This is a genomic window from Burkholderia seminalis (genome assembly GCF_001718535.1).
Lineage (GTDB): Bacteria > Pseudomonadota > Gammaproteobacteria > Burkholderiales > Burkholderiaceae > Burkholderia > Burkholderia seminalis.
Genome location: NZ_CP013398.1, coordinates 2,430,959 through 2,451,783, shown reverse-complemented (window position 1 = coordinate 2,451,783; position 20,825 = coordinate 2,430,959). Strand labels below are relative to the sequence as shown.

Sequence of the window (20,825 nt, the reverse complement as noted above, 5' to 3'; positions counted from 1 at the left end):
CTGGATTGGCCGGTTCGATCGGGAGTATTCATGCGCTGCCTCACTCTTGCAAGATGCACCGGGTGCATCTCGATCGTCATGGCGACACTCTTGTCCGGCTCGCCGTTGCAGGCCGAGATTAGTACCGCACCGGCACAATCTGCCGGAGGTGCGTCCACTGCGCCGTTTGTTCCCCAGGTTGTCGGACTTAAATGGCTCAATCCGCTCCAACGCCGTGACTATCCGACAGAGTGGCAATTGCTCTGGACACTCGGGTTGGTGAAGCCGAACATCAACGACGATATGGTCCGGACGCGCCCGGAAGCGGTATCTATCGTCGCGGACGGCAACCGGGGAAGTGAGACGTTTTCCGGGTTCTATGAAAAGTACGTCGACAAACTTCTGTTCCTCTTTCGAGTGCGATATTTCACGATTGAGGACTACTTCTATACCGTCAGTGCGAGAGCGCGGCGGAAATAGAGGGAACTGGCTGGCATGCGAGTCGAGTTGGCTATTCCCAGTAGGCTGGCCCCTGAACTGGCAGCGTCATACCTGCAGGATCATGTGGTCAACATCTTCGAAATCGGCAACCCCTCCGCAAAAAATCTATGGAGCCGCGACACGCCGCCCGATGTACACGTGACGTCGGGTCAGGGCAATGCCGGCTTTACGTCGCTGAACGCCGCACTGGACTATCTGGCGGCACATCCAGACAAAAGTGCCTGGTTGATGAACTGGGACGCGCCGAACTTCCCACCGCAGGACGAACAGCTCAACGAGAATATGGTAGTGCTGTTCCTCGCCGGCCCGGATCTGAAGACCGAGCGTGAGCCGCTGGCATGGATCGGTAAAGCCGCGCGAAGCAACATCGGGGATTTCGAGGCGAAACAAGGCGCGAGCGGCGTGAGCCACACGGCACAGGCATGGAAGTCGACGATCGATGCGGCGGCGAACAATGCGGGTGTGACGATGTCGTCAGTGAATTTCATCGTGCACGACGCAGGCAAGGGCAGTGACGCTGCATCGACACGGATTGCGTCACTGTCGCAGGCATTGGCGGAAGTGCGGCCGGAATACGATTTCCGTACGCAGTCCTTCAATACGTCGGCGTTGCTCGGCGACATGGGGGCCGGCGCGGCGTTGACCGACGTGGCGCTGGCCATCGGTCGTGCGAATCATCTCGGCGGAAATGTACTCGTGGCCGGAACGACCGATACCGAGCACCCGACGGCAGTGGTCGTTGTGGCGCCTTCAAAACTTACGCCGATCGACGCGGGCAAGGACTGGTTCCGCGCGCGCGGCGGAAACAACGCGTATTTGCCTTGGTGGGGGCGTCGCCATGATGCGCGTCCGGCGTCCCAAGGCTTTTCGGGGTAAGGCCGACGCAGGACGACCGCCACAGTACGGCCGCATGTCGCCATATCGTCCGGTACACCGATTGATGAGTCCCGGCAGCGATCGCGATGATGTAAAGCATTCTGTAACAATCAGCGGAATGGTGGTGCGCAATTCTTTCAAAATACTTTCCATATTTCTGGTTATCTGCGCATCTAGAGAAATCCCGGCTGCCGTCCCATCAAGGCATCTGTCTTCACTTCACCAGAAACGTCATCGGGAATTCCATCACGTACATTACAAAATGTATTGTGATTGAAAGGATTTCGTCTCTTGACGCGCCGCACTGTCGCCATTTATTGTCCGTCTGCCGCCCGTGAGAGAGCACGACGGCAACCGCGCATGTGCACGTTGCGCGCACGACAACACGCAGCAAAAAGCAGAAAAGGAAACGTGGTAGCCACATGAAGCCGCTATTCGACGACAACCCATCCGATGCGGTCAGCGATCGTCCTTCCACTCCGTCTTCGTCACCTGCCGCCGTGCCAGCCGCAGCCATACCGGCCGCCCGCCCGGCGGAGAACGCCCGCCTGATCACCGTCGACGAGATCGACCAGCTCGGCGCGACGCAGGGCACGCGGATCGCCGCCTTCTCCCAGCAGATTCTGGCGAGCGTCCGCGCATCGGATGCCGACCGGTTCGGCGACAAACTCAACGAACTGATCGTGACCGCGAAGGGGCTCGACCCGCGCGGCGCCGACAAGGGCGGGCTGCTCACGCAGGTGACGCGGCTGTTCCGCTCGACGAAGGAAAAGCTGCTGTCGCAATACGAGTCGGTGAGCAAGCGGATGGACACGCTCGTCGTCGAGCTCGAAAACCATGCGCAGCGGCAGAAGGCCGGCATCGACGAGCTCGAGCGGATGTACAACGACAACTACGCGCTGCACCAGGAACTCGCGCAGTCGAAGGCGCACGGCGAAACGGCGCTCGCGACGCTGCGCGCGCATCTCGCGGCTGGCCAGCAGCCGGCGGACGATGCGTTCGCCGCGCAACGCCTGCTCGACGTGAAGCGCAAGGTCGATGCACTCGAAAGCAAGCTCGACGACCTCGACCGCGCGATGCTGATGTCGAAGCAGCTCGCGCCGCAGATCCGGATGGAGCAGGACCAGAAACGTACGCTGACGTCGAAGTTCATGACGATCAAGACCGTGCTGATCCCCGCGTGGACCAACGCGTTCGCGCTCTACCTCGAACAGCTCGGCACGAAGCGCGCGGCGGCGCTCGCGAACGCGACGTACGACGCGGCCGACGAGGCGATCCGCGCGCAGGCCGACCTGAACCGCCAGAACGCGCAGGAAGTCGCGAAGCTCGGCCAGCGTCCGGTGATCTCGACCGACACGTTCGAATACGCGCAGCAGCAGCTGTTCGGCGCGTTCGACGACATCACGCAGATCATCGCCGACGGCAAGCGTCAGCGCGAACAGGACGCGCCGCGCCTGCGTCAGATCGAACAGGACCTGATCACCCGATTCGCTCCGAAGCACAACTAAGAGAACTGAGAGAACACCGCATGATTACGCTTGAGAAGCGCGCGGCGAAGGTCGCGATCGTCCTTGAAAAACGCCAGATCCTGAAGCCGCCCGTCGTGCGTGTCGGCGCGGCGCTCGACATCTCGGGCTCCGCGAAGCCGCTGTACCAGTCGGGCGTGATCCAGGAGACGCACGACCGGATCCTCGGCATCGCACTGAAGTTCGACGACAACGGCGAAGTCGACACGTGGACCTTCACCGAAGGCTACGACCGCCTGCCGACCGCCACGCCGGAGAACTACGGCTCGTACATCTCCGATCACGTGCTCGACGCGCGGATCGAGAAGTGGGGCGGCACGCAGTACGCGCCGGTCATGAACGACATCGTCGATTTCTTCTTCCGTGCGCCGGAGCCGAAGCGCGAAGCAAGGCGCGGCTTCCTGAGCCGGCTGTTCGGCAGTGCAGACGAGACGTCCGCGCCGGCCGCCTCCGCCCCGGCGAACGGCCATCTGCCCGCGTGGGTGCTGTTCGTCACCGACGGCCAGAACCCGAAGAACGACCGCAAGCGCGTGCGCCAGCTGCTGGTCGAGTCGCAGCACTTCCCGCTGTACTGGTCGCTCGTCGGCGTCGGCGATCCGCGCGAATTCGACTTCCTCGCGGAAGTCGCGAACGAAATGCCGAACGTCGGCTTCCTGCATCTCGAATCGCTCGACCTCAGCGACGAACAGATCTACGAACAGCTGATCACGCAGGAATTCTGCGACTGGGTGCGCGCGAAGTAAGCGCGGCCCGCCTGCCCATTTTTTCAGAACTCGATTACCCCATCATGTTGAAAGACTTCAAGATCCCGTTGTCGCTCACGGCGCTCGCGCTGATCGCGGCCTACTTCCTCGGCGGCGTGAAGGACATGCTGATCGTCGCGGTCCTGTGCGTGCTCGAAATTTCGCTGTCGCTCGACAACGCGGTCGTCAACGCATCGGTGCTCAAGAACTGGTCGGAGAAGTGGCGCAACCGCTTCATGGTGTTCGGCCTGCCGGTCGCGGTGTTCGGCATGCGGCTCGTGTTCCCGCTGCTGATCGTCGCGGTGATCGGCCACATCGGGATGTGGGATGCGCTGACGCTCGCGATCGAGTCGCCCGAGCAGTACGCGGCGATCCTGACCTCCGCGCATCATCAGGTGTCGGCATTCGGCGGCGCGTTCCTGCTGATGGTGTTCTTCAAGTTCATGCTCGACACCGAGAAGGACGAGCACTGGATCGGCTTCCTCGAAGGCCCGATGCGCCATCTCGGCCGCATCACCGCGCTGGAAGTGGCGCTGACGCTCGCGATCGTGATCGTCGCGTCGTTCTACGTGCCGGCGGCCGAGCAGGTCAGCTTCCTGCTCGCGGGCGCGCTGGGCGTGATCAGCTTCGTGATCGCGCACGGCATCGGCGACCTGATCGGCGGCGAGGATACGGGCACGCGCGTGGTACGCGAAGGCGTCGCGGGCTTCATGTACCTGGAAGTGCTCGATTCGTCGTTCAGCTTCGACGGCGTGATCGGCGCGTTCGCGCTGTCGAACAACATCTTCCTGATCGCGCTCGGCCTGGGTGTCGGTGCAGCCTACATCCGGGAGATGACGCTGGTGCTGCTGAAGAAGGGCACGCTCGCGCAGTACCGCTATCTCGAACACGGCGCGTTCTGGGCGATCGGTGCGCTCGCCGCGATCATGTTCCTCGGCGTGAAGCTCGAGGTGCCCGAGGTCGTCACCGGCCTGATCGGTGCAGCGACGATCGCCGCGGCCGTGTGGTCGTCGATCGTCGTGCAGCGCAGGGAAGGCCGCACCGCGGTGGCGGGCAAATAAGCGCGCGTCACGCGCGACACGAACACCATCAACGAAGGGCCGCACCATGCGGCCCGACATCGCCGCCGGCGCAACGGCGGTTCCAGCAGAAGAGGTTCAGATGATCAATTTGTCGAAAGGCGGTCGCGTCAACCTGTCGAAGGAAGCGCCCGGCACGCAGAAATTCCGCATCGGTCTCGGTTGGGACGCGAACGCGACGGACACGGGCACGGATTTCGATCTCGACGTGTCGGTGTTCCTGTGCAAGTACGACGCGCAGAGCAATCCGAAGCTGATCTCGGATCGGCACTTCGTGTTTTACAACAGCGAAGTGCGCACGATGGAGCGCAAGGAAACCTTCATCCAGCCGGGCGACGATTTTCCGAAACGGGGGATGCCCGCGTCGACGTGTCTGGGCGTCGTGCATAGCGGCGACAACCGCACGGGCAGCGGCGACGGCGACGACGAGGTGATCTTCATCGACATGACGAAGCTCGCGGCCGACGTCGAGGAAATCTCGGTGGTCGTGACGATCGACCAGGCCGAAGCGCGCCGCCAGAATTTCGGGCAAGTGCACAACAGCTACATCCAGATCGCCGACGAGGTGACGGGTGCGGTGATCGCGAAGTATGCGCTCGAGGAAGACTTCTCGATGGAGACGTCGGTGCAGGTCGGCAGCTTCTATCGCCGCGACGGGCACTTCATGTTCAAGGCCGTCGGCGCCGGCTACAACCGCGGCCTCGGCGATTTCGTCCGCGCGTACGGTGGCGCGGTCTGACTGGCGGCAGCCCGGCGTGCGGAACACCGCGGCGCCGGGCAGGAAGCAGCGATGACGAATCCGTCCGACGAGCCGAAGCGGCTCGAGTTCGATACGACGCCCGAGCGCACGCCCGGGCGTCTTGCGTTCGACGCGCCGCCCGGTGCGCCGGCCGCGCACGTGCCCGAGCGGCCCGCGCCGCAGGCGCTTGACTTCGGGCCGGCAGCCGCGGCCGACAAAGGCGCGCGCGTGCCGCCCGCCGATGCGGTCGGCCGCGCGCTGTTCGGCGAAGCGAACCACCCGCAGCTCGACGCGTGCTTCCGCGCCGCGCAGGCCAGCTTCCCGAATCTCTATCCCGACTACGCGCCGCGCATCGAGCGGCACATCCGGCAACTGGTGCCGCTGAAGCTCGCGACGGTCGCGACGATCGGCGACGGCGCGCTGGAGACGGCCGGCAATCTCGTCGAAGCCGTCGCGGCGGCGACGCGCGAATTCAACGAACTCGGCGCGGCCGACATGATGGCCGGGATGCTCGCGCAGGCAACGCGCAAGGCCGGCGTGTTCGAGCGCTGGTTCGGCGCGGCATCGGGGCATGTCGACTACCGGGCGGCGATCGGCGCGCTCAAGCAGTCGCTCGGCTTCTTCCCGCGCCGCACCGAGGCGCTCGCCGCGCAGGTCCGTCAGGCGGAGGAAAACCTCGTCGTCGTGCTCGCGGCGCTGAGCGCGGTGTCGGACGTCGTGCGCGCGCCCGACGATGCGGGCGTCGAGCGCACGCTGTTCGACCGCCGCAACATCGTCGGGCAGGCGGTCCAGCAGATCCGGATGCAGCCGGCGCAACTGCGCGGACTCGACGAGCGTGTGACCGATCTGCTGTCGCGCGCCGATCACCTGATGAACGTCGTGCTGCCGGCGGCGCTTGCCGCGCGGCCGCAGCGCTGAGCAAACGGCGCCGTGTGGCCATGTGCGTTGCGGCGCATGCGGCCGGGGTCGTGCTGCGTCTCGCGGTTTCGCGCACGGCGGCGCGAGTCTGCTATCTTCCCGGGCATTCGATCGCTTTCCCGCCGACTCTCCATGACTGACCGCATCGTCGCCGCATTCGATTTCGACGGCACCATCACGACTACCGACAGCTTTCGTCATTTCGTCCGCTACGCGGTCGGCACGCCGCGCTTCGCATGGGCCGGGCTGCGCGCGTTGCCGTGGATCGTCGCGATGAAGGCCGGGCTGCTGTCGCGCGGCGACGCAAAGGCGAAGTTCGCGTCGTTCGCATTCGGGCCGATCCGCGAGGGCGTGCTCGATGCGCAGGCGCGCACGTTCGTCGATACCTATCTGCCGGGCCTCGTGCGCCCGGAAATGCTCGAGCGCATCCGTGAGCATCGGGCGCGCGGACACGAAGTCGTGCTGGTCAGCGCGTCGCCGTCGCTGTATCTGGAGAAGTGGGCGAGGACGGCCGGCTTCGATGCGGTGCTCGCGACGCGGCTCGCGTTCGAGCACGGCACGTTCGCCGGGCGGCTCGACGGCGAGAACTGCTGGGGGCCGCAGAAGGTCGTGCGGCTGCGCGGGTGGTGGGGCAACCGGCCGCCGAAGCAGCTGTTCGCGTATGGCGACAGCCGCGGCGACAAGGAAATGGCCGAACTCGCGAACTGGTCGTGGATCCGCGGGCAGGGGCCGATGCCGCCGATCGGCGATTGAGGGCGCGCGCCGCCGCCGTTATGCGTCTGCCGGTGCCTGACGCGTGCCGCGCGACGGACGATAGGCGCCCCAGCGATTCGCACGCGCGAACGTACCGACGTCGTTGAAGCGCACGCCGACTTCGCGCAGCGCCGCATGCGCGGTGCGCGCGGTCAGTTGCCGGATGTAGAACGGATCGCGCACCACGAAGTGATGGATCGCGTGCGTGCTGCCGAAATTGAAGCAGAACAGCTGGAACGGCAGCATCCACCACGGATTCAGCACCTGCGTCTGCTGGATCACGTTGCGCGAATCGATGTCGCCGAAGTAGTGCATGTTCGAGCTGACGAAGTTGATGCAGAAGCTGCGCAGGAAGTTCGGTCCGAGCCACACCACCGCGAGGAAATCGACGACATTCATCACGCGCTCGACGGCGGCCGGTACCGTTGCCGTATAGCCGAACGCGTGCAGCGCGAACAGGCCGACGTGATAGACGATGAACGCGTGCCACAGCAGGTAGTACACGTGACCGACCGGCATGTACGACGACACCTGCTCGACGCGCAGCTGCAACCGTTCCGACGGATCCTGCACCGGCTGCGCGGCCACATACTGCTTCACCTTGCGGCGCATCGCGGCCGGCCGCAGCACGACGGCGAGCATGCCGTCGGCGATCATCAGCAGACGCTTCACGCCCCAGCGTTCGCCGTTCGTGATGCCGAATTCCTCGAGATCCGATTCGCCGCCCGACACCTTGTGGTGATGCAGGTGCATGCGCCGCCGCGTCCACGGGTTGATCGTGCCGGGCCGCGTGAGCCAGCACAGCGCCATCATCAGGTGATAGGCCCACGGGGTCTTCTTGAAGTACATCAGGTGGATCAGGTCGTGCTCGAGCTCGTGGATCAGCGACGTGACGAATGCGGCAAGCGGCAGCGCGACGTACCAGGCGATCGCGCCGCGCGCATACAGCCACGCGATCGCGAGCATCGCGCTCACCGACACGACCATCACGGACGCGCCGACGAGGTTCTGGTTGTCGAGCAGCGGAAAGCGCGCGCGGATCGCGTCGCTCGCGGCGTTGACCTCGCGGCGGACGTACGCGACCTTGTCTGCATCGTGGCGAAAGATGGTTCGTGCGGGTTGGCTCATCGACCGGAATCCGTGCGGAAAGAGTGGGGCGCAATGCCGATGTGACAAGCATAGGCGCGCGCCGGAGCGCACGCGAGGGCCGCCGGTGCCAATGGCGGTGTCATTTCGGGCCACCTTGGCGACCGGGCTAGAGTGCCGCCGCGGTGTCATTGCGGGCCAGCGACGCTACAATCCGCCGAAACCGCTCCGGAGTCCGCCGCATGGTCCCGTCCGTCCCGGATGCCGCGCGCCAGCTGAACAAGGCGACGGTGTCGTCCGCGTATGCGCTGTTCATGCTGATGCTGGCCGAGGAGCGCGGCATCGACGGCGGCCGCATCCTCGCCGGCTCGGGCGTCGAGCGCGAGCGGCTCGCGCAGCCCGATGCGCGCATCACGCCGCTGCAGCAGGCGGCGATCGTGTTCAACCTGCTCGATGCGACCGACGACCCGTCGATCGCGATCGAGATCGGCCTGCGCAGCAGCCTGACGAAAGCGGGGCTGATCGGCTTCGGGCTGATGAGCTGCGCGACGCTCGGCGAGGCGATCGCGCTCGGCATCCGCTACCTGCCGACGCGCGTGCCGTTTTTCTCGGTGCGGCTCGCGCAGCTCGACGGGATCGTCGACATCGACGTGCTCGAAGCGTTTCCGCTCGGCCGGCTGCGCCAGTTCGCGGTCGAGAACTTCCTGGTCGAAACGGCGATCCTGTTCAATTCGCTGCTGTATCCGACGCCGGGCCGCACGCTGCAGTCGCGTGCCGAACTCCATTTCGAATGGCCCCAGCCGCCGTGGTTCGAGCGTTATCGCGCACGGCTGCCGCGCTGCCATTTCGACGCGAGCGCGAACCGTATCCGTTGCGACGCCGCGCTGCTCGACGAGCCGATCGGCACCGCGAACGCGCAGACCGCGCAGATGATCGTCCAGCAGTGCGAGGCCGAACTCGCTCGGCTCGGTTATGCGGAGAGCATCGTCGAGCGCGTGCGCAACCTGCTGATCTGCGGCGACGACGGTTATCCGTCGGTCGACGACGTCGCGCGCGAACTCCATGTGTCGGCGCGCACGCTCAAGCGCAAGCTCGCCGAATACGGTGCGACCTATTCGGCGCTGCTCGACGAGATCCGGCTGCGCGACGCGCTGCGGCTGCTCGAAGGCACGCGGCTGCCGGTCGACGAGATCGCGGCGCGCGTCGGTTATACGGACCGCGCCAATTTCACGCGCGCGTTCAAGCGCTGGACCGGCGTCGCGCCGAGCGAGCGGCGCTGAACGCCGGCACGTGCCGCGGCTTCAGACGAGCGCGATCCAGTTCGCGCCGCGTCCGCCCGGCACGCGCGTGTGCAGCGTCAGCGCGCCGTCATCCGGCGCGATCGCATACACGGCCACGTGTTCCGACTGTTCGCCGCAGGTGACGAGCCAGCGTCCCGACGGATCGATCGCGAAGCCGCGCGGCTGCGTCTCGGTCGCCGTCGCGTGCGCGGGTTCGAACGACCCGTCCTCGTTGCGGCGATAGCAGAGCAGGCGGCTCGACGTGCGTTCGCTGACGTACGCGAAACGTTCGTCGGGCGTCAGGTGCAGGTCGGCGGCCCACACGGACGGCTCGGCGGGCGCGGGCGGGCGCGCATGGCCGGGCGCGAGTCCGGCGACGGCCGGGTGGCGTGCGCTCACGTGTGCGTCGCCGAGCCTGCCGGTGTCGGGGTCGCGCGCGAAGGACGCGAGCGTTGCCTGGAATTCGCTGACGACGACGAGCGTGCGACCGTCATCCGCGAACCGCAGATGACGCGGGCCGAAACCGGCCGGCACGCGCGTGTCGCCGTGTTCGACCGCACGCAGGCCGGCCGCATCCTCGACGAGCGCGAAGGCGAACACGCGGTCCGAGCCGAGCGAGCCGACGTACGCGAAACGGTTGTCCGGCGACACGATCACCGAGTGCGCGTTCGCGATGCCGGGCGCGACCTGCAGCGGCGTGCCGTCGCCGTCGCGCACGCGGGCGGCGTCGTAGAGGCTCAGCGAATTCCCGCCGTACGACGCGCCGAGCAGCCAGCGACCGCTGCGGTCGAGCGACAGGTACGCGTGGCTCGCGTCGATCGCCGTCGTGCCGATGCGCGCAAGCGCGCCCGTGGCGGCGATGCGGAACCCGACGATCGTCGGCTGTTCGCCGCGCGTCGCGACGTAGAGCCGTGCGCGGTCGGCCTGTACGGCGATCGGCATCGCGACGTCGGCGGCCGGGTAGCGCGCGAGCGGTGCGAGCGTGCCGTCGCCGGCGAGGGAGAACGTGGCGAGGTCGCCGTCGGCGGCATTCGAGACGACGACGGTCAGGCGGTCAGTGTTCGGCATGGCGGAGCATCGAGGCGTTCGTGAAGGATTCGTCGGCCGGCAGGCCGCGCGGCGGATCGCTGCGCCGCTGCGTGCGTGCGAACAGCGCGGCGAACGCGGCGACGAGCGAAGCGATCGCGAGCGCATACAGGCCGCCCGTGATCGAACCCGTATGTTGCTTCAGATAGCCGAACGCCGTCGGCGCGACGAAGCCGCCGAGGTTGCCGACCGAGTTGATCAGCGCGATCACGGCCGCGGCCACGCGCGTGTCGAGGTATCCCTGCGGGATCGGCCAGAACAGCGACGCCGCGGCCTTGAAGCCGAGCGCGGCGAAGCAGATCGACGCGAACGACCACACCGGGTCGTGCGACGTCGACGCGAACAGCCCGCACGCGGCGAGCACGAGCGCACTGGCGAGCCAGCGCTGCGGATGCTTCCACTTCGACGACAGCACCGCGAAGCCGTACATCGCGCCGATCGCGATCATCCACGGAATCGTGTTGTACAGGCCGACCTGGAAATCGGTGAGGCCGCCCATCTTGCGGATGATCGTCGGCAGCCAGAACGTGGCCGCGTAGATCGTCAGCTGGATCGAGAAGTACAGGAAGCAGAACAGCACGATCTGCGGGTCGCGCAACAGTGCGGTCGCGCGCACCGGCACGTTCGAACGGACGTCGCGCGTCGCCCGTTCCTCGTCGAGCGCGTTCTGGAGCGCCGTGCGCTCTTCGGCGGTGAGCCACGTTGCATCGCGGATATGCGATTTCAGCAGCAGCCAGCTCGCGCCGCACAGTGCGACCGAGAACAGCCCTTCGATCAGGAACATCCATTGCCAGCCTTCGAGGCCGAAGCCGCGGATCGACAGCAGCGCGCCGGTCACGGGCCCCGAAAGCACCGACGCGAACGCGGAGCCGCCGAGGAAGATCGCCATCGCCTTGCCGCGCTCCTGCGGCGGCAGCCATTGCGACAGGTACAGCACGACGCCGGGGAAGAAGCCGGCCTCGGCCGCGCCGAGCAGGAAGCGCAGCGTATAGAACGACGTGTCGTTCCACACGAACGCCATCGCGGCCGCGACGATGCCCCACGTCGCCATGATCCGCGCGAGCCACACGCGTGCGCCGTAGCGCTGCATCAGCAGGTTCGACGGCACCTCGAACAGCGCATAGCCGACGAAGAACAGCCCGGCGCCGAGCCCGTACGCGGCCGCGCCGATGCCGATCGACGCTTCGAGGTGGCGATCGACGAAGCCGACGTTCACGCGGTCGATGTAGTTCGCGATGAACATGATCAGCACGAGCGGCAGCACGTGCCACTTCACTTTCGAGACGGCGGACGCGAGCGGGTCGCGGCCAGGCAGGGCGGGCGAGGGCGGGTTCAACGGTGTCTCCGGTCGGACGGCTGCGGACGGGGCGGCGACCCGCGTGCGCGTCTGGTTGGCGGTCTTTGTAGTATGTCGTCGTATGACATGGTACGCCGGAGCGTGACCGAAGACGTCGCGGGTTTACCCGGAATTGGTTCAAATATTGGGGAATCTCACGAGACTGACGTGACGGTACTTAATGTCTGATGACGTATGACATTGGTGGAGACGCCGGCCCTACCTGACGCGCGAGGTCAGCGTGCGCGGCATCCGCGCGAACAGCGTCCACATGGGCTGGAGGTGGGGCGTGCCGCCCCCGAGGAGTTTCCGGCAGGCGGCGGGATGACGGAAGAGCAGATTCCTCGCGCCGATCGCGTCTAATATTGCGCTCGCGAAGCTGCCGACCGACGACGATTGCGCGCGCGGCGCTGTTTCTCGCGTCCGACCAAGCGAACGCGGTGACGGGCGCGACGCTCGACGCGGACGGCGGCGATTTCATGCCTTGACGATGGAGCAACGGATCATGCAGGACAACCCACACGCGCGGCATTTTTTCGCGTTCAACGGCGACGCGGACGGCCTGTGCGCGCTGCAGCAGCTGCGGCTCGCGGAGCGCGTGCGCGGCACGCTCGTGACCGGCGTGAAGCGCGACATCAGGCTGCTCGAGCGGATCGACGCACGCGCGAGCGACATCGTCACCGTGCTCGACGTGTCGCACGACCAGAACCGCGACGCCTGCGCGCGGCTGCTGCGCGGCGGTGCGACGATCCGCTATTTCGACCATCACTTCGCGGGCGAGCTGCCCGACGATCCGCGTTTCGATGCGCATATCGACACGGCGGCCGACGTCTGCACGAGTGTGATCGTGAACCGCCATCTCGGCGGCCGGCATGTGCGCTGGGCGATCGTCGCGGCATTCGGCGACGAACTGCCGGCGCTCGGCGACGCGCTCGCACGCGAGCACGGGATCGGCGAGGCCGAGCGCGGCACGCTCGCCGAACTCGGCCTCTACCTGAACTACAACGCGTACGGCGAGTGCGTCGGCGATCTGCACTTCGATCCGGCGGTGCTCGCCGACGCGATGTTGCCCTGCGCCGAGCCGCTCGACTTCGTGCGCGGGACCGACGTGTTCGCCGCGTTACGCGACGGCTACCGCGACGACATGGCGCGTGCCTGCGCGCTCGCGCCATTGCGCGAGGTGCCGGGCGCGACGCTGGTCCGGATGCCGGACCACCCGTGGGCGCGGCGCGCGACGGGGATGCTTGCGAACGAACGGATGCGCAAGGCGCCGCATGCGGCGCTCGCGGTGCTGTCGCCGCGTGCGGACGGCGGGCTCGTCGTCAGCGTGCGCGTGCCCGACGGCCGGCCGCTCGGCGCCGACGAGTTCTGTCGCGGTTTCGCGACCGGTGGCGGGCGCAAGCGCGCGGGCGGCATCAACCATCTGCCGGAAGCGGAGTTCGACGCGTTCGCCGAGCGTTTCGAGGCCGCGTTCCGGCTCGATTGACGCAGCCGCCGGCCGCTCCCGGTCACGCGGCGCGCGGCATGCCGCGCTTCGGCGCGCCGCTTTCCGTCGCGTGCGCACTGATCGAAACCCTGTTTGCAGGTAGAGCTGCCCAGCGCGGCGGACCCGACATCGAGCGTGGGCCGGTGTGCGCGGCGAAGCATCGTCGGAATGGAGCAACGCGTTTCACCGGGCAACGCGTTGCGCTGGCAGCGACCGCCATCGGCGGCGGCGAGCGTCGACACCGCGCGGCACAGCCGCGACAATACGCACCTCCTTCCGCTTTCGTCATCGAGGTGCCCGTGCCCGCCCAGTCCTCCGTTGCTCCCGCGATCGTCTGGTTCCGCGACGATCTGCGCGTGACCGACCAGCCCGCGCTGACGCGCGCGGTCGAGTCGGGCCGGCCGCTCGTGTGCGTGTTCGTCGACGACACCGGCGCTGGCGCCGGGCGTCCGCTCGGCGGCGCGGCACGCTGGTGGCTGCACGGGTCGCTCGCCGGGCTCGATGCCGCGCTCGCGCGTCATGGCGGACGCCTGCTGCTGCTGCGCGGCGACGCGCCGCGCGAGATCGAACGTGTCGTGCACGATACGCGTGCGGCAGCCGTGTACTGGAACCGTCGTTATGCGCAGCCGCAGCGCGACGCCGACGCGGCGCTGAAGACGTCGCTCAAGGCGCGCGGCGTCACGGTCGAGAGCAGCAACGGCAGCCTGCTGAACGAGCCGTGGGAGGTGCTGACGGGCAGCGGCGGCCCGTACCAGGTGTTCACGGCGTACTGGCGGGCGGCGCGCCGCGATGGCACGGTCGCCGCGCCGCTGCCGGAGCCCGGGCGGATCGCGTTTCATCCGTGGCCCGAAGCCGTGCGCGACCGCGCGCTGTCGCTCGACGCGCTCGCGCTGCTGCCGGATGCGCCGGACTGGGCCGGCGGCTTGCGCGATGCATGGCCGGCACCCGACGAGGCCGGCGCGCACGCGCGGCTCGACGCATTCGTGACGACCTCGCTCGCCGGCTACGCGGACGCGCGCGACCGTCCCGATCGCCCCGCGACGAGCCGGCTGTCGCCGTTCCTGCGCTTCGGCAACGTGTCGCCGCGACAGGTATGGCATGCGGTGCAGGGCGCCGCGCATGCCGGCGGCGCGGCCTATGCCGCGGACGCCGATAAATTCCTGAGCGAACTCGGCTGGCGCGAATTCAGCTACACGCTGCTGTATCACTTCCCGGCGCTCGCGACCGACAACTTCCGCGCGCAGTTCGATGCGATGCCGTGGCGCGACGATCCCGCCGCGCTGCACGCGTGGCAGCGCGGGCTGACCGGTTATCCGCTCGTCGATGCGGGCCTGCGCGAACTGTGGGCGACCGGCTGGATGCACAACCGTGTGCGGATGGTCGTCGCCTCGTTCCTGATCAAGCATCTGCTGCTCGACTGGCGCGCGGGCGAAGCGTGGTTCTGGGACACGCTGGTCGACGCGGACCCGGCGAACAACGCGGCGAGCTGGCAGTGGGTGGCCGGCTGCGGCGCCGATGCCGCACCGTATTTCCGCATCTTCAATCCGGTCGCGCAGGGACAGAAGTTCGATCCGGACGGCGCCTACGTGCGGCGCTGGGTGCCCGAACTCGCGGGCCTCGACAACGCGTCGATCCATGCGCCGTGGGATGCGTCGTCGCTGGAGCGCGAGGCGGCCGGCGTGCGGCTCGGCGTCGACTATCCGGAACCGCTCGTCGAGCATGCGGCCGCACGCGCCCGTGCGCTCGATGCGCTGGCCGCATTGCCGAAGCGGCGTTGACCGCGCGTTCGCGCGGCGCGGTTTGACACGTCAGTTGCAGAACGCGACGTGTTCGAGCAGCGCATACGCGACGTCCGGACCGAAGTAGGCCGCGCCGCACCACGTGACGAACGCGAGCGTGCCGGCGGCCAGCGCCGCACGGATCAGGCCCATGCCGCGTTGCCCGACGCGGGCCGCGCGACGCGCGCGTCGTTGATCGGCAGGTGCAGCAGCGCCGCGAGCACGCCGAGCGCGATCGAGCCGATCCACAGCGGCATGTACGAGTGCGTCGCGTCGTATACAACGGCCCCGAGCCAGACGCCGAAGAAGCTGCCGAGCTGGTGCCCGAAGAACACGAAGCCGAACAGCGTCGCGATGTAGCGCACACCGAACACCTGAGAGATCACGCCGTTCGTCAGCGGCACCGTGCCGAGCCACGTGAACCCCATCACCGCCGCGAAGACGTAGACGCTCGCGGGCGACAGCGGCGCGGCGACGAACACCGCCATCGCGAGCGCGCGCACGAGGTACAGCACCGACAGCACGTATTTGCGCCGCAGCAGCCCGCCGAGATGGCCGCACGCGTAGGTGCCCGCCACGTTGGTCAGTGCGATCAGCGCAAGCGCGACGCTTGCATGGCGCGCGGGCAGCCCGTGGTCGAGCAGGTACGCGGGCAGGTGCGTCGCGATGAACGCGAGCTGGAAACCGCACGCGAAGAACCCCGCGTTCAGCAGCCAGAAGCCGCGATGCGCGAATGCCTCGCGCACGGCCTCGCCGATCGACTGGCCGGGGCCGGCGGCGGCATCGGCCGTCTGCACGGGGCGGTCGCGCAGCAGCACGGCGAGCGGCGCGAGCAGCGCCGCGACGAGCGCCAGCGCGATGAACGCGTGCCGCCAGCCGATTCCGCCGATCAGCGCCTGCGCGACGGGCACCATGCAGAACTGGCCGAGCCCGCCGATCGCGCCCGCGACACCGAGCGCCCAGCCGCGCCGCTCGGGCGGAAACAGGCGGCTCAGCGCACCGTAGATCGACGCGAAGGCCGAGCCCGACAGCGCGATGCCGATCACGAGCCCGGCGCCGACCGTAAATAGGCCGGTCGTGGCCGCATGCGCCATCGTGACGAGCCCGGCCGCGTACAGCAGCATGCCGGCGACGATCACGCGCACCGAGCCGAAGCGGTCGGCGATCATTCCCGTGAACGGCTGCGCGACGCCCCAGACCAGGTTCTGCAGCGCCAGCGCGAGGCCGAACGCTTCGCGCGACCAGCCGTGGTCGAGCGAGACGGGCGCGAGGAACAGGCCTTGCACGTGGCGGATGCCGAGCGCGGCGCCCATGATCAGGCCGCCGGCGAGCACGGGCAGCCAGCGGCGTCGGACTTCCTGCTCGATCGGGGTCATGCGTGTCTCCGGATGAAGGTGCGCGGTCGAAACGGCCGCGCTCGATCCGATTAGACGATCGGGCCCGCGATCGCTCAAGCGATCATTCGGTCAGGTTGGCATGCGCATCGGGAATGCGAGGGTGCGGCGGCGCTGCCTGCAGTCGCGGGCGGCGGCTTACGCCGGTGACGTCGTGTCGTACGCGCGCATCGCCGCATCGCATTCGGCGGCCTCGGCGAGCATCCAGTCGCGCACCTCGACGACTTCGCGGCGCGGGGCCGGATCGTGCTGGAACAGCCAGTAGCCGTACGTATCCGTCAGCGCCTGCGTGTGCGGGCCGAGCACCGCGAGCCGCCCGTCCGCGAGCATCGGCGCGACGAGCGCGAGCCGGCCGAGCGCGACGCCCTGGCCCGCGATCGCGGCCTGGATCACCTGGTCGTACTGGTTGAAGCGCAGCACGCCTTTCGGGCGCGCGTCGCCCAGCCCGGCCGCATGCAGGTGCGCGTGCCACTGCAGCTGCGGTTGCGGCGGTCCGTCGAATTCGAGCAGCACGTGGTCGGCGATCGCGGCCGCGCGCGTGACCGGCCGCGCGGCGAGCGCGGGATGCGCGACCGGGACGACGATCTCGTCGAACAGGCGCAGCGCGCCGGCCGGCGCGCGGTCGCGCGAACAATAGCGGATGCCGAGGTCGATGCCTTCGGTGCGCAAATCGAGTACCTTGTCGTTCGCGGCGACGCGCAGGTCGACCGCGGGCAGGCGCGCCTGCAGCCGCCCGAGCCGCGGCAACAGCCACAGCGCGGTGACGCCGATGCTGGCGGTGATCGTGACGGGCTGGCGTTCGCGCGCGGCGGCGAGCGACGCGACGGTGTCCTGCAGGCCGTGCAGCGCCGCATCCGCGACGCGGAACAGTCGCTCGCCTTCCGGCGTGAACGCGATCTTCCGGTAGCCGCGCTGCAGCAACGCGACGCCGAGATGCGCCTCGAGCGCGTGGATCTGGCGGCTGACCGCCGACTGCGTGACGCACAGGTCCTGCGCGGCGAGCGTGATGCTCATGCGGCGGCCGACCGCGACGAAACCGCGGACGAGATCGAGCGACGGAAGACGGACGAGCGGCGTTGACATGCGCGTGACTCATGCGAACGGAGCAGCAAGATTGGTTGAGAACGCGCCACGCGTCAAGTTCAATGGAGGCTTGACGACGGGCGCGGGGCGGCCGCGAGGCAGGGGGATGGGTAGGCGCTGAAGCGCTGACTCGGGCCGACCGCGAGGCATGGGGTTCGAGTCAGCGCTAAAGCGCCAACTTGGCGCCGACCGCAGAGCATGGGGCCCAAGTAAGCGCTAAAGCGCTAACTTGGGCCGACAGGAGACAGGATGACGATTTCGAACGAAGGAAGCGGGGCGGCGCAGCGCAGTCGCGCGGCGGGCGCATGGCCGCCGGAGCCCGTGACGCTGCGCGCGGCCGACGGTTACGAATTGCGTGGCCATGTGTGGCGCCATCGCGGCGGCGGCGCCGTGCGGCCCGTCACGGTCGTCAATTGCGCGACCTCGGTACGCTGCGACTACTACTTCCGTTTCGCGGCCTGGCTGTTCGCGCAGGGGCGCGACGTGCTCGTCTACGACTATCGCGGGATCGGCGCTTCACGCCCCGCGCAGCTCGCGAAGCTGCACGCGACCTGGCTTGACTGGGGGCGGCTCGATTGCGAAGCCGCGCTGCAGTATGCGCGCGACGCGTTTCCCGGCCAGCCGCTCGATGTCGTCGCGCACAGCATCGGCGGCTGCCTGCTCGGGCTCGCGGCATCGAACGTACACGTGCGGCATGCGGTGACCGTCGGCGCGCAGTATGCGTACTGGCGCGACTACCTGCCGGCCGAGCGGCGCCGCATGTGGTGGAAGTGGCATGTCGCGATGCCCGCGCTCGCGGCCGTGTTCGGCTATGTGCCCGCGAAGCGGCTCGGCTGGATGGAGGACACGCCGCGCGGGGTCGCGCTGTCGTGGGCGCGCGCGCAGCCGCGTTTCGAGGATGGCTACATCGGCGGCGTGCTCGATACCGGGACCGTCGGCCGCGCCGCGGTGCCCGCGCGCTTCGCGGGGCTGTCGGCGCCGATGCTCGCGATCGGCATCGACGACGACGCGTTCGGCACGGTCGAGGCGATCGAGCGGCTGGTCGGCTACTACACGGGCAGCAACGTCACGCATCTGAGGATCGCGCCGGCCGACATCGGCGTCGACGCGATCGGTCATTTCGCGTTTTTCCACAGCCGCTTCACCGACTCGCTGTGGCCCGTCGCGCTGTACTGGCTGCAACACGGCGTGCTGCCGGTCGATGCGCCGGGCGCCGTGCATGCGCTTCACCCGGCGTCGCGCTGGCCGATAGCGGCCGGCGGCGTGCCGGGTGTGGCCGCGAACGGTTGACGTGGCGCCCGCCGCGCATCGCCCCGTCGCGATCCGCTTCCCGGTCCTGCCGCGCCGGTTGCCGGCCGGCGCGATCGATTAACATCGGACATTTCCATTCACAGCACAGGCTGCGCGTGCCGATGTCCGCTCCGTCCGAATCCGCTTCCCCGCTCGACACGCCCCGCGCGTGGCGCGTGCACGCGCTCGACCTGCCGGAGGCCGCATCCCGTGCCGGCGTGCGGGTCGCGCGTATCGATTTCGACTGGCGCGTGCCGCTGTCGTCGCCCGCGTATGCGGCGCTCGGCGACGCCGAGCGGGCGCGCGCCGCGCGCTACATGCGCCACGAGGATGCGGTGCGCAGCGCCGCGACGCGCGCCGCGTTGCGCGACGTGCTCGGCGCGGCGCTCGAGGTCGCGCCGCATGCGGTCTCGATCGTCGTCGATGCATCGGGGCGGCCGTCGCTGGATCGCGCGCATCGCGCGTCGCTCGACTTCAACGTGTCGCACGCAGGCGATCACGCGTTGATCGCATGGGTGCCCGCGGGCCGCGTCGGCGTCGATATCGAGGGCTGTGACCGCGTCGCCGACTGGCGCGCGCTGACGCGTGAAGTCTGCGCACCCGCCGAGGTCGCGCATCTCGACAGCATGCCGCCCGCGGTGCGCGCGAGCGAATTCATGCGCGTGTGGTCCGCGAAGGAAGCGCTGCTGAAGGCGCTCGGCACGGGCATCGTCGGCGGGCTGCGCGCGTTTGCCGTGGTGCCGCCGCGCGACGCGGCGACGCCCGCGACGACGATCGTCGAGCCGGCCGCGCCTGCGGCCGGCGTCGCAGCGTTCGACGCGGCGTGGCTCGACGCGGCGCCCGGCTATGCGGCGTGCGTCGCGTGGACGCGCGTGTAAGCGGGCGTTGGCGCCCGGTGCTCATTCGAGCGGCGCATCGTTGGGCGCCGCATAGCGCGCCTTGATCACGTCGCTCATCGGGAAGTCGAACGACAGCCCCTTCGGCGGCACCGGCTTCATGAACCATTTGTCGTACGGCGCGTTGATCTCGCCGCTTTTCATCAGCTGCGCGAGCACGCCGTCGACGAGCGCCTTGAACTGCGGATCGTCCTTGCGCAGCATGAACCCGTAGGCTTCCGACGACTGCGGCGTGCCGACGATCTGCCAGTCGGCCGGCTTCGCGGCGAGCTGGCGCACGCCCGCGAGCAGCACGTCGTCCATCATGTACGCGGCCGCGCGGCCCGATTCGAGCGTGAGGCGTCCCTCGCCGTAGTCCTTCGCGCTGATGATCTGCATGTTCATCTTCTTGTCCTCGTTCATCTTGCGCAGCAGGCGTTCGGACGTCGTGCCCTGGTTCGTCACGACCGTTTTGCCGGCGAGGTCGGGGAAGTCGCGGATGCCCGACGTCGTGCGCGTGAGCAGCCGCGTCGTCGCGACGAAGAAGGTGGTCGAGAACGCGACCTGCGCATGGCGCGCGGCGAGGTTGGTCGTCACGCCGCATTCGAGGTCGACGGTGCCGTTCTGCACGAGCGGAATGCGGTTCTGCGACGTGACGGGGATGAAGCGCACCTGCAGGTCGGGCTTGCCGGTGCGCGCCTTCACGGCCGCGATCACGCGGTCGCACAGGTCCTGCGAGAAGCCGATCACCTTGCCGCCCGTATCGACGTAGGAGAACGGCACCGACGTCTCGCGATGGCCGATCGAGATCAGGTTGTTCTGCCGGATTTTCTCGAGCGTGCCGGACAGCGGTTCCGCGGCGAGCGCGGCGCCGCATGCCAGCAGGCACGCCGCGGCGAGCAGCGGGCGGCCGAACCGGGCGGCGAATCGTGACGGGAAGGGCATGGCGGGTCTCCGTGGCGAATGGTGATTCGTATGTTGCAAAAAACAAAATAATTGCAACATATGTTAATAACC

19 protein-coding genes and 1 pseudogene are annotated in these 20,825 nt (G+C 68.2%); 13 read left to right on the top strand and 7 right to left on the bottom strand.

Features of this window, described 5'->3' with window-relative positions; all coding sequences use genetic code 11:
• The first annotated feature begins 5 nt into the window (after positions 1-5).
• From WJ12_RS11060 to WJ12_RS11030, 7 genes and pseudogenes are all read left to right on the top strand, one after another.
• Positions 6-1,356: pseudogene (locus WJ12_RS11060) on the top strand (virulence factor).
• Positions 1,357-1,778: 422 nt separating this feature from the next.
• Positions 1,779-2,864, top strand: coding sequence for a toxic anion resistance protein (locus tag WJ12_RS11055; RefSeq protein WP_059560147.1), 1,086 nt, complete (start codon positions 1,779-1,781; stop codon positions 2,862-2,864).
• A 20-nt stretch (positions 2,865-2,884) separates the two neighbouring features.
• On the top strand, positions 2,885-3,625 hold the full coding sequence (locus tag WJ12_RS11050) for a VWA domain-containing protein (RefSeq protein ID WP_059560150.1): 741 nt from the start codon (positions 2,885-2,887) through the stop codon (positions 3,623-3,625).
• A 44-nt stretch (positions 3,626-3,669) separates the two neighbouring features.
• On the top strand, positions 3,670-4,686 hold the full coding sequence (locus WJ12_RS11045) for a DUF475 domain-containing protein (protein ID WP_034190369.1): 1,017 nt from the start codon (positions 3,670-3,672) through the stop codon (positions 4,684-4,686).
• A gap of 100 nt (positions 4,687-4,786) precedes the next feature.
• A complete protein-coding gene (locus tag WJ12_RS11040) occupies positions 4,787-5,443 on the top strand; it encodes a TerD family protein (protein ID WP_034190370.1) in 657 nt (218 codons plus the stop codon).
• A gap of 51 nt (positions 5,444-5,494) precedes the next feature.
• The gene (locus WJ12_RS11035) at positions 5,495-6,361 is read left to right on the top strand and encodes a hypothetical protein (RefSeq protein WP_059560153.1); all 867 of its coding nucleotides are present in this window, start codon (positions 5,495-5,497) and stop codon (positions 6,359-6,361) included.
• Between the two features lie 132 nt (positions 6,362-6,493).
• A complete protein-coding gene (locus WJ12_RS11030; protein WP_049029398.1) occupies positions 6,494-7,114 on the top strand; it encodes an HAD family hydrolase in 621 nt (206 codons plus the stop codon).
• A gap of 18 nt (positions 7,115-7,132) precedes the next feature.
• On the opposite strand, the gene WJ12_RS11025 is transcribed toward WJ12_RS11030, so the two are convergent.
• A complete protein-coding gene (locus WJ12_RS11025; RefSeq protein ID WP_059560156.1) occupies positions 7,133-8,242 on the bottom strand; it encodes a fatty acid desaturase in 1,110 nt (369 codons plus the stop codon).
• Positions 8,243-8,442: 200 nt separating this feature from the next.
• Between WJ12_RS11025 and WJ12_RS11020 the strand changes: the two genes are divergently transcribed.
• Positions 8,443-9,480 (top strand): AraC family transcriptional regulator, encoded by a 1,038-nt coding sequence (locus WJ12_RS11020; protein ID WP_059560160.1) that lies wholly within the window; start codon positions 8,443-8,445, stop codon positions 9,478-9,480.
• A 21-nt stretch (positions 9,481-9,501) separates the two neighbouring features.
• Here WJ12_RS11020 and WJ12_RS11015 read toward each other — a convergent pair whose 3' ends face one another.
• Together WJ12_RS11015 and WJ12_RS11010 are read right to left on the bottom strand one after the other, a co-directional pair.
• Positions 9,502-10,548 carry a lactonase family protein gene (locus tag WJ12_RS11015; protein ID WP_059560163.1) on the bottom strand — a complete coding sequence of 349 codons (1,047 nt, stop codon included), beginning with the start codon at positions 10,546-10,548 and terminating at the stop codon, positions 9,502-9,504.
• Positions 10,535-11,902: an MFS transporter gene (locus WJ12_RS11010; RefSeq protein WP_034190376.1), complete on the bottom strand. Its 1,368-nt coding sequence runs from the start codon at positions 11,900-11,902 to the stop codon at positions 10,535-10,537. The genes WJ12_RS11015 and WJ12_RS11010 overlap by 14 nt, the downstream gene beginning before the upstream one ends.
• A gap of 365 nt (positions 11,903-12,267) precedes the next feature.
• On the opposite strand from WJ12_RS11010, the gene WJ12_RS37185 reads away from it, so the two are divergent.
• From WJ12_RS37185 to WJ12_RS11000, 3 genes are all read left to right on the top strand, one after another.
• Complete coding sequence (locus WJ12_RS37185) at positions 12,268-12,390, top strand: SDR family oxidoreductase (protein ID WP_226103845.1); 123 nt, start codon at positions 12,268-12,270, stop codon at positions 12,388-12,390.
• Between the two features lie 17 nt (positions 12,391-12,407).
• Complete coding sequence (locus WJ12_RS11005; protein WP_059560195.1) at positions 12,408-13,388, top strand: hypothetical protein; 981 nt, start codon at positions 12,408-12,410, stop codon at positions 13,386-13,388.
• Between the two features lie 299 nt (positions 13,389-13,687).
• Positions 13,688-15,166 carry a cryptochrome/photolyase family protein gene (locus WJ12_RS11000; RefSeq protein ID WP_059560198.1) on the top strand — a complete coding sequence of 493 codons (1,479 nt, stop codon included), beginning with the start codon at positions 13,688-13,690 and terminating at the stop codon, positions 15,164-15,166.
• A gap of 30 nt (positions 15,167-15,196) precedes the next feature.
• Here WJ12_RS11000 and WJ12_RS37030 read toward each other — a convergent pair whose 3' ends face one another.
• From WJ12_RS37030 to WJ12_RS10990, 3 genes are all read right to left on the bottom strand, one after another.
• Positions 15,197-15,319: a hypothetical protein gene (locus WJ12_RS37030; protein ID WP_034190377.1), complete on the bottom strand. Its 123-nt coding sequence runs from the start codon at positions 15,317-15,319 to the stop codon at positions 15,197-15,199.
• Entirely contained in the window at positions 15,310-16,542 is a 1,233-nt protein-coding gene (locus WJ12_RS10995; protein ID WP_034190378.1) for an MFS transporter, read from the bottom strand. The genes WJ12_RS37030 and WJ12_RS10995 overlap by 10 nt, the downstream gene beginning before the upstream one ends.
• A 156-nt stretch (positions 16,543-16,698) precedes the next feature.
• Entirely contained in the window at positions 16,699-17,643 is a 945-nt protein-coding gene (locus WJ12_RS10990; protein WP_059560166.1) for a LysR substrate-binding domain-containing protein, read from the bottom strand.
• Positions 17,644-17,892: 249 nt separating this feature from the next.
• On the opposite strand from WJ12_RS10990, the gene WJ12_RS10985 reads away from it, so the two are divergent.
• Together WJ12_RS10985 and WJ12_RS10980 are read left to right on the top strand one after the other, a co-directional pair.
• On the top strand, positions 17,893-18,933 hold the full coding sequence (locus WJ12_RS10985) for an alpha/beta hydrolase family protein (protein WP_059560169.1): 1,041 nt from the start codon (positions 17,893-17,895) through the stop codon (positions 18,931-18,933).
• A 122-nt stretch (positions 18,934-19,055) separates the two neighbouring features.
• Positions 19,056-19,811: a 4'-phosphopantetheinyl transferase family protein gene (locus tag WJ12_RS10980; RefSeq protein ID WP_059560171.1), complete on the top strand. Its 756-nt coding sequence runs from the start codon at positions 19,056-19,058 to the stop codon at positions 19,809-19,811.
• A 21-nt stretch (positions 19,812-19,832) separates the two neighbouring features.
• On the opposite strand, the gene WJ12_RS10975 is transcribed toward WJ12_RS10980, so the two are convergent.
• Complete coding sequence (locus WJ12_RS10975; protein ID WP_059560174.1) at positions 19,833-20,753, bottom strand: glutamate/aspartate ABC transporter substrate-binding protein; 921 nt, start codon at positions 20,751-20,753, stop codon at positions 19,833-19,835.
• Positions 20,754-20,825 lie beyond the last annotated feature (72 nt).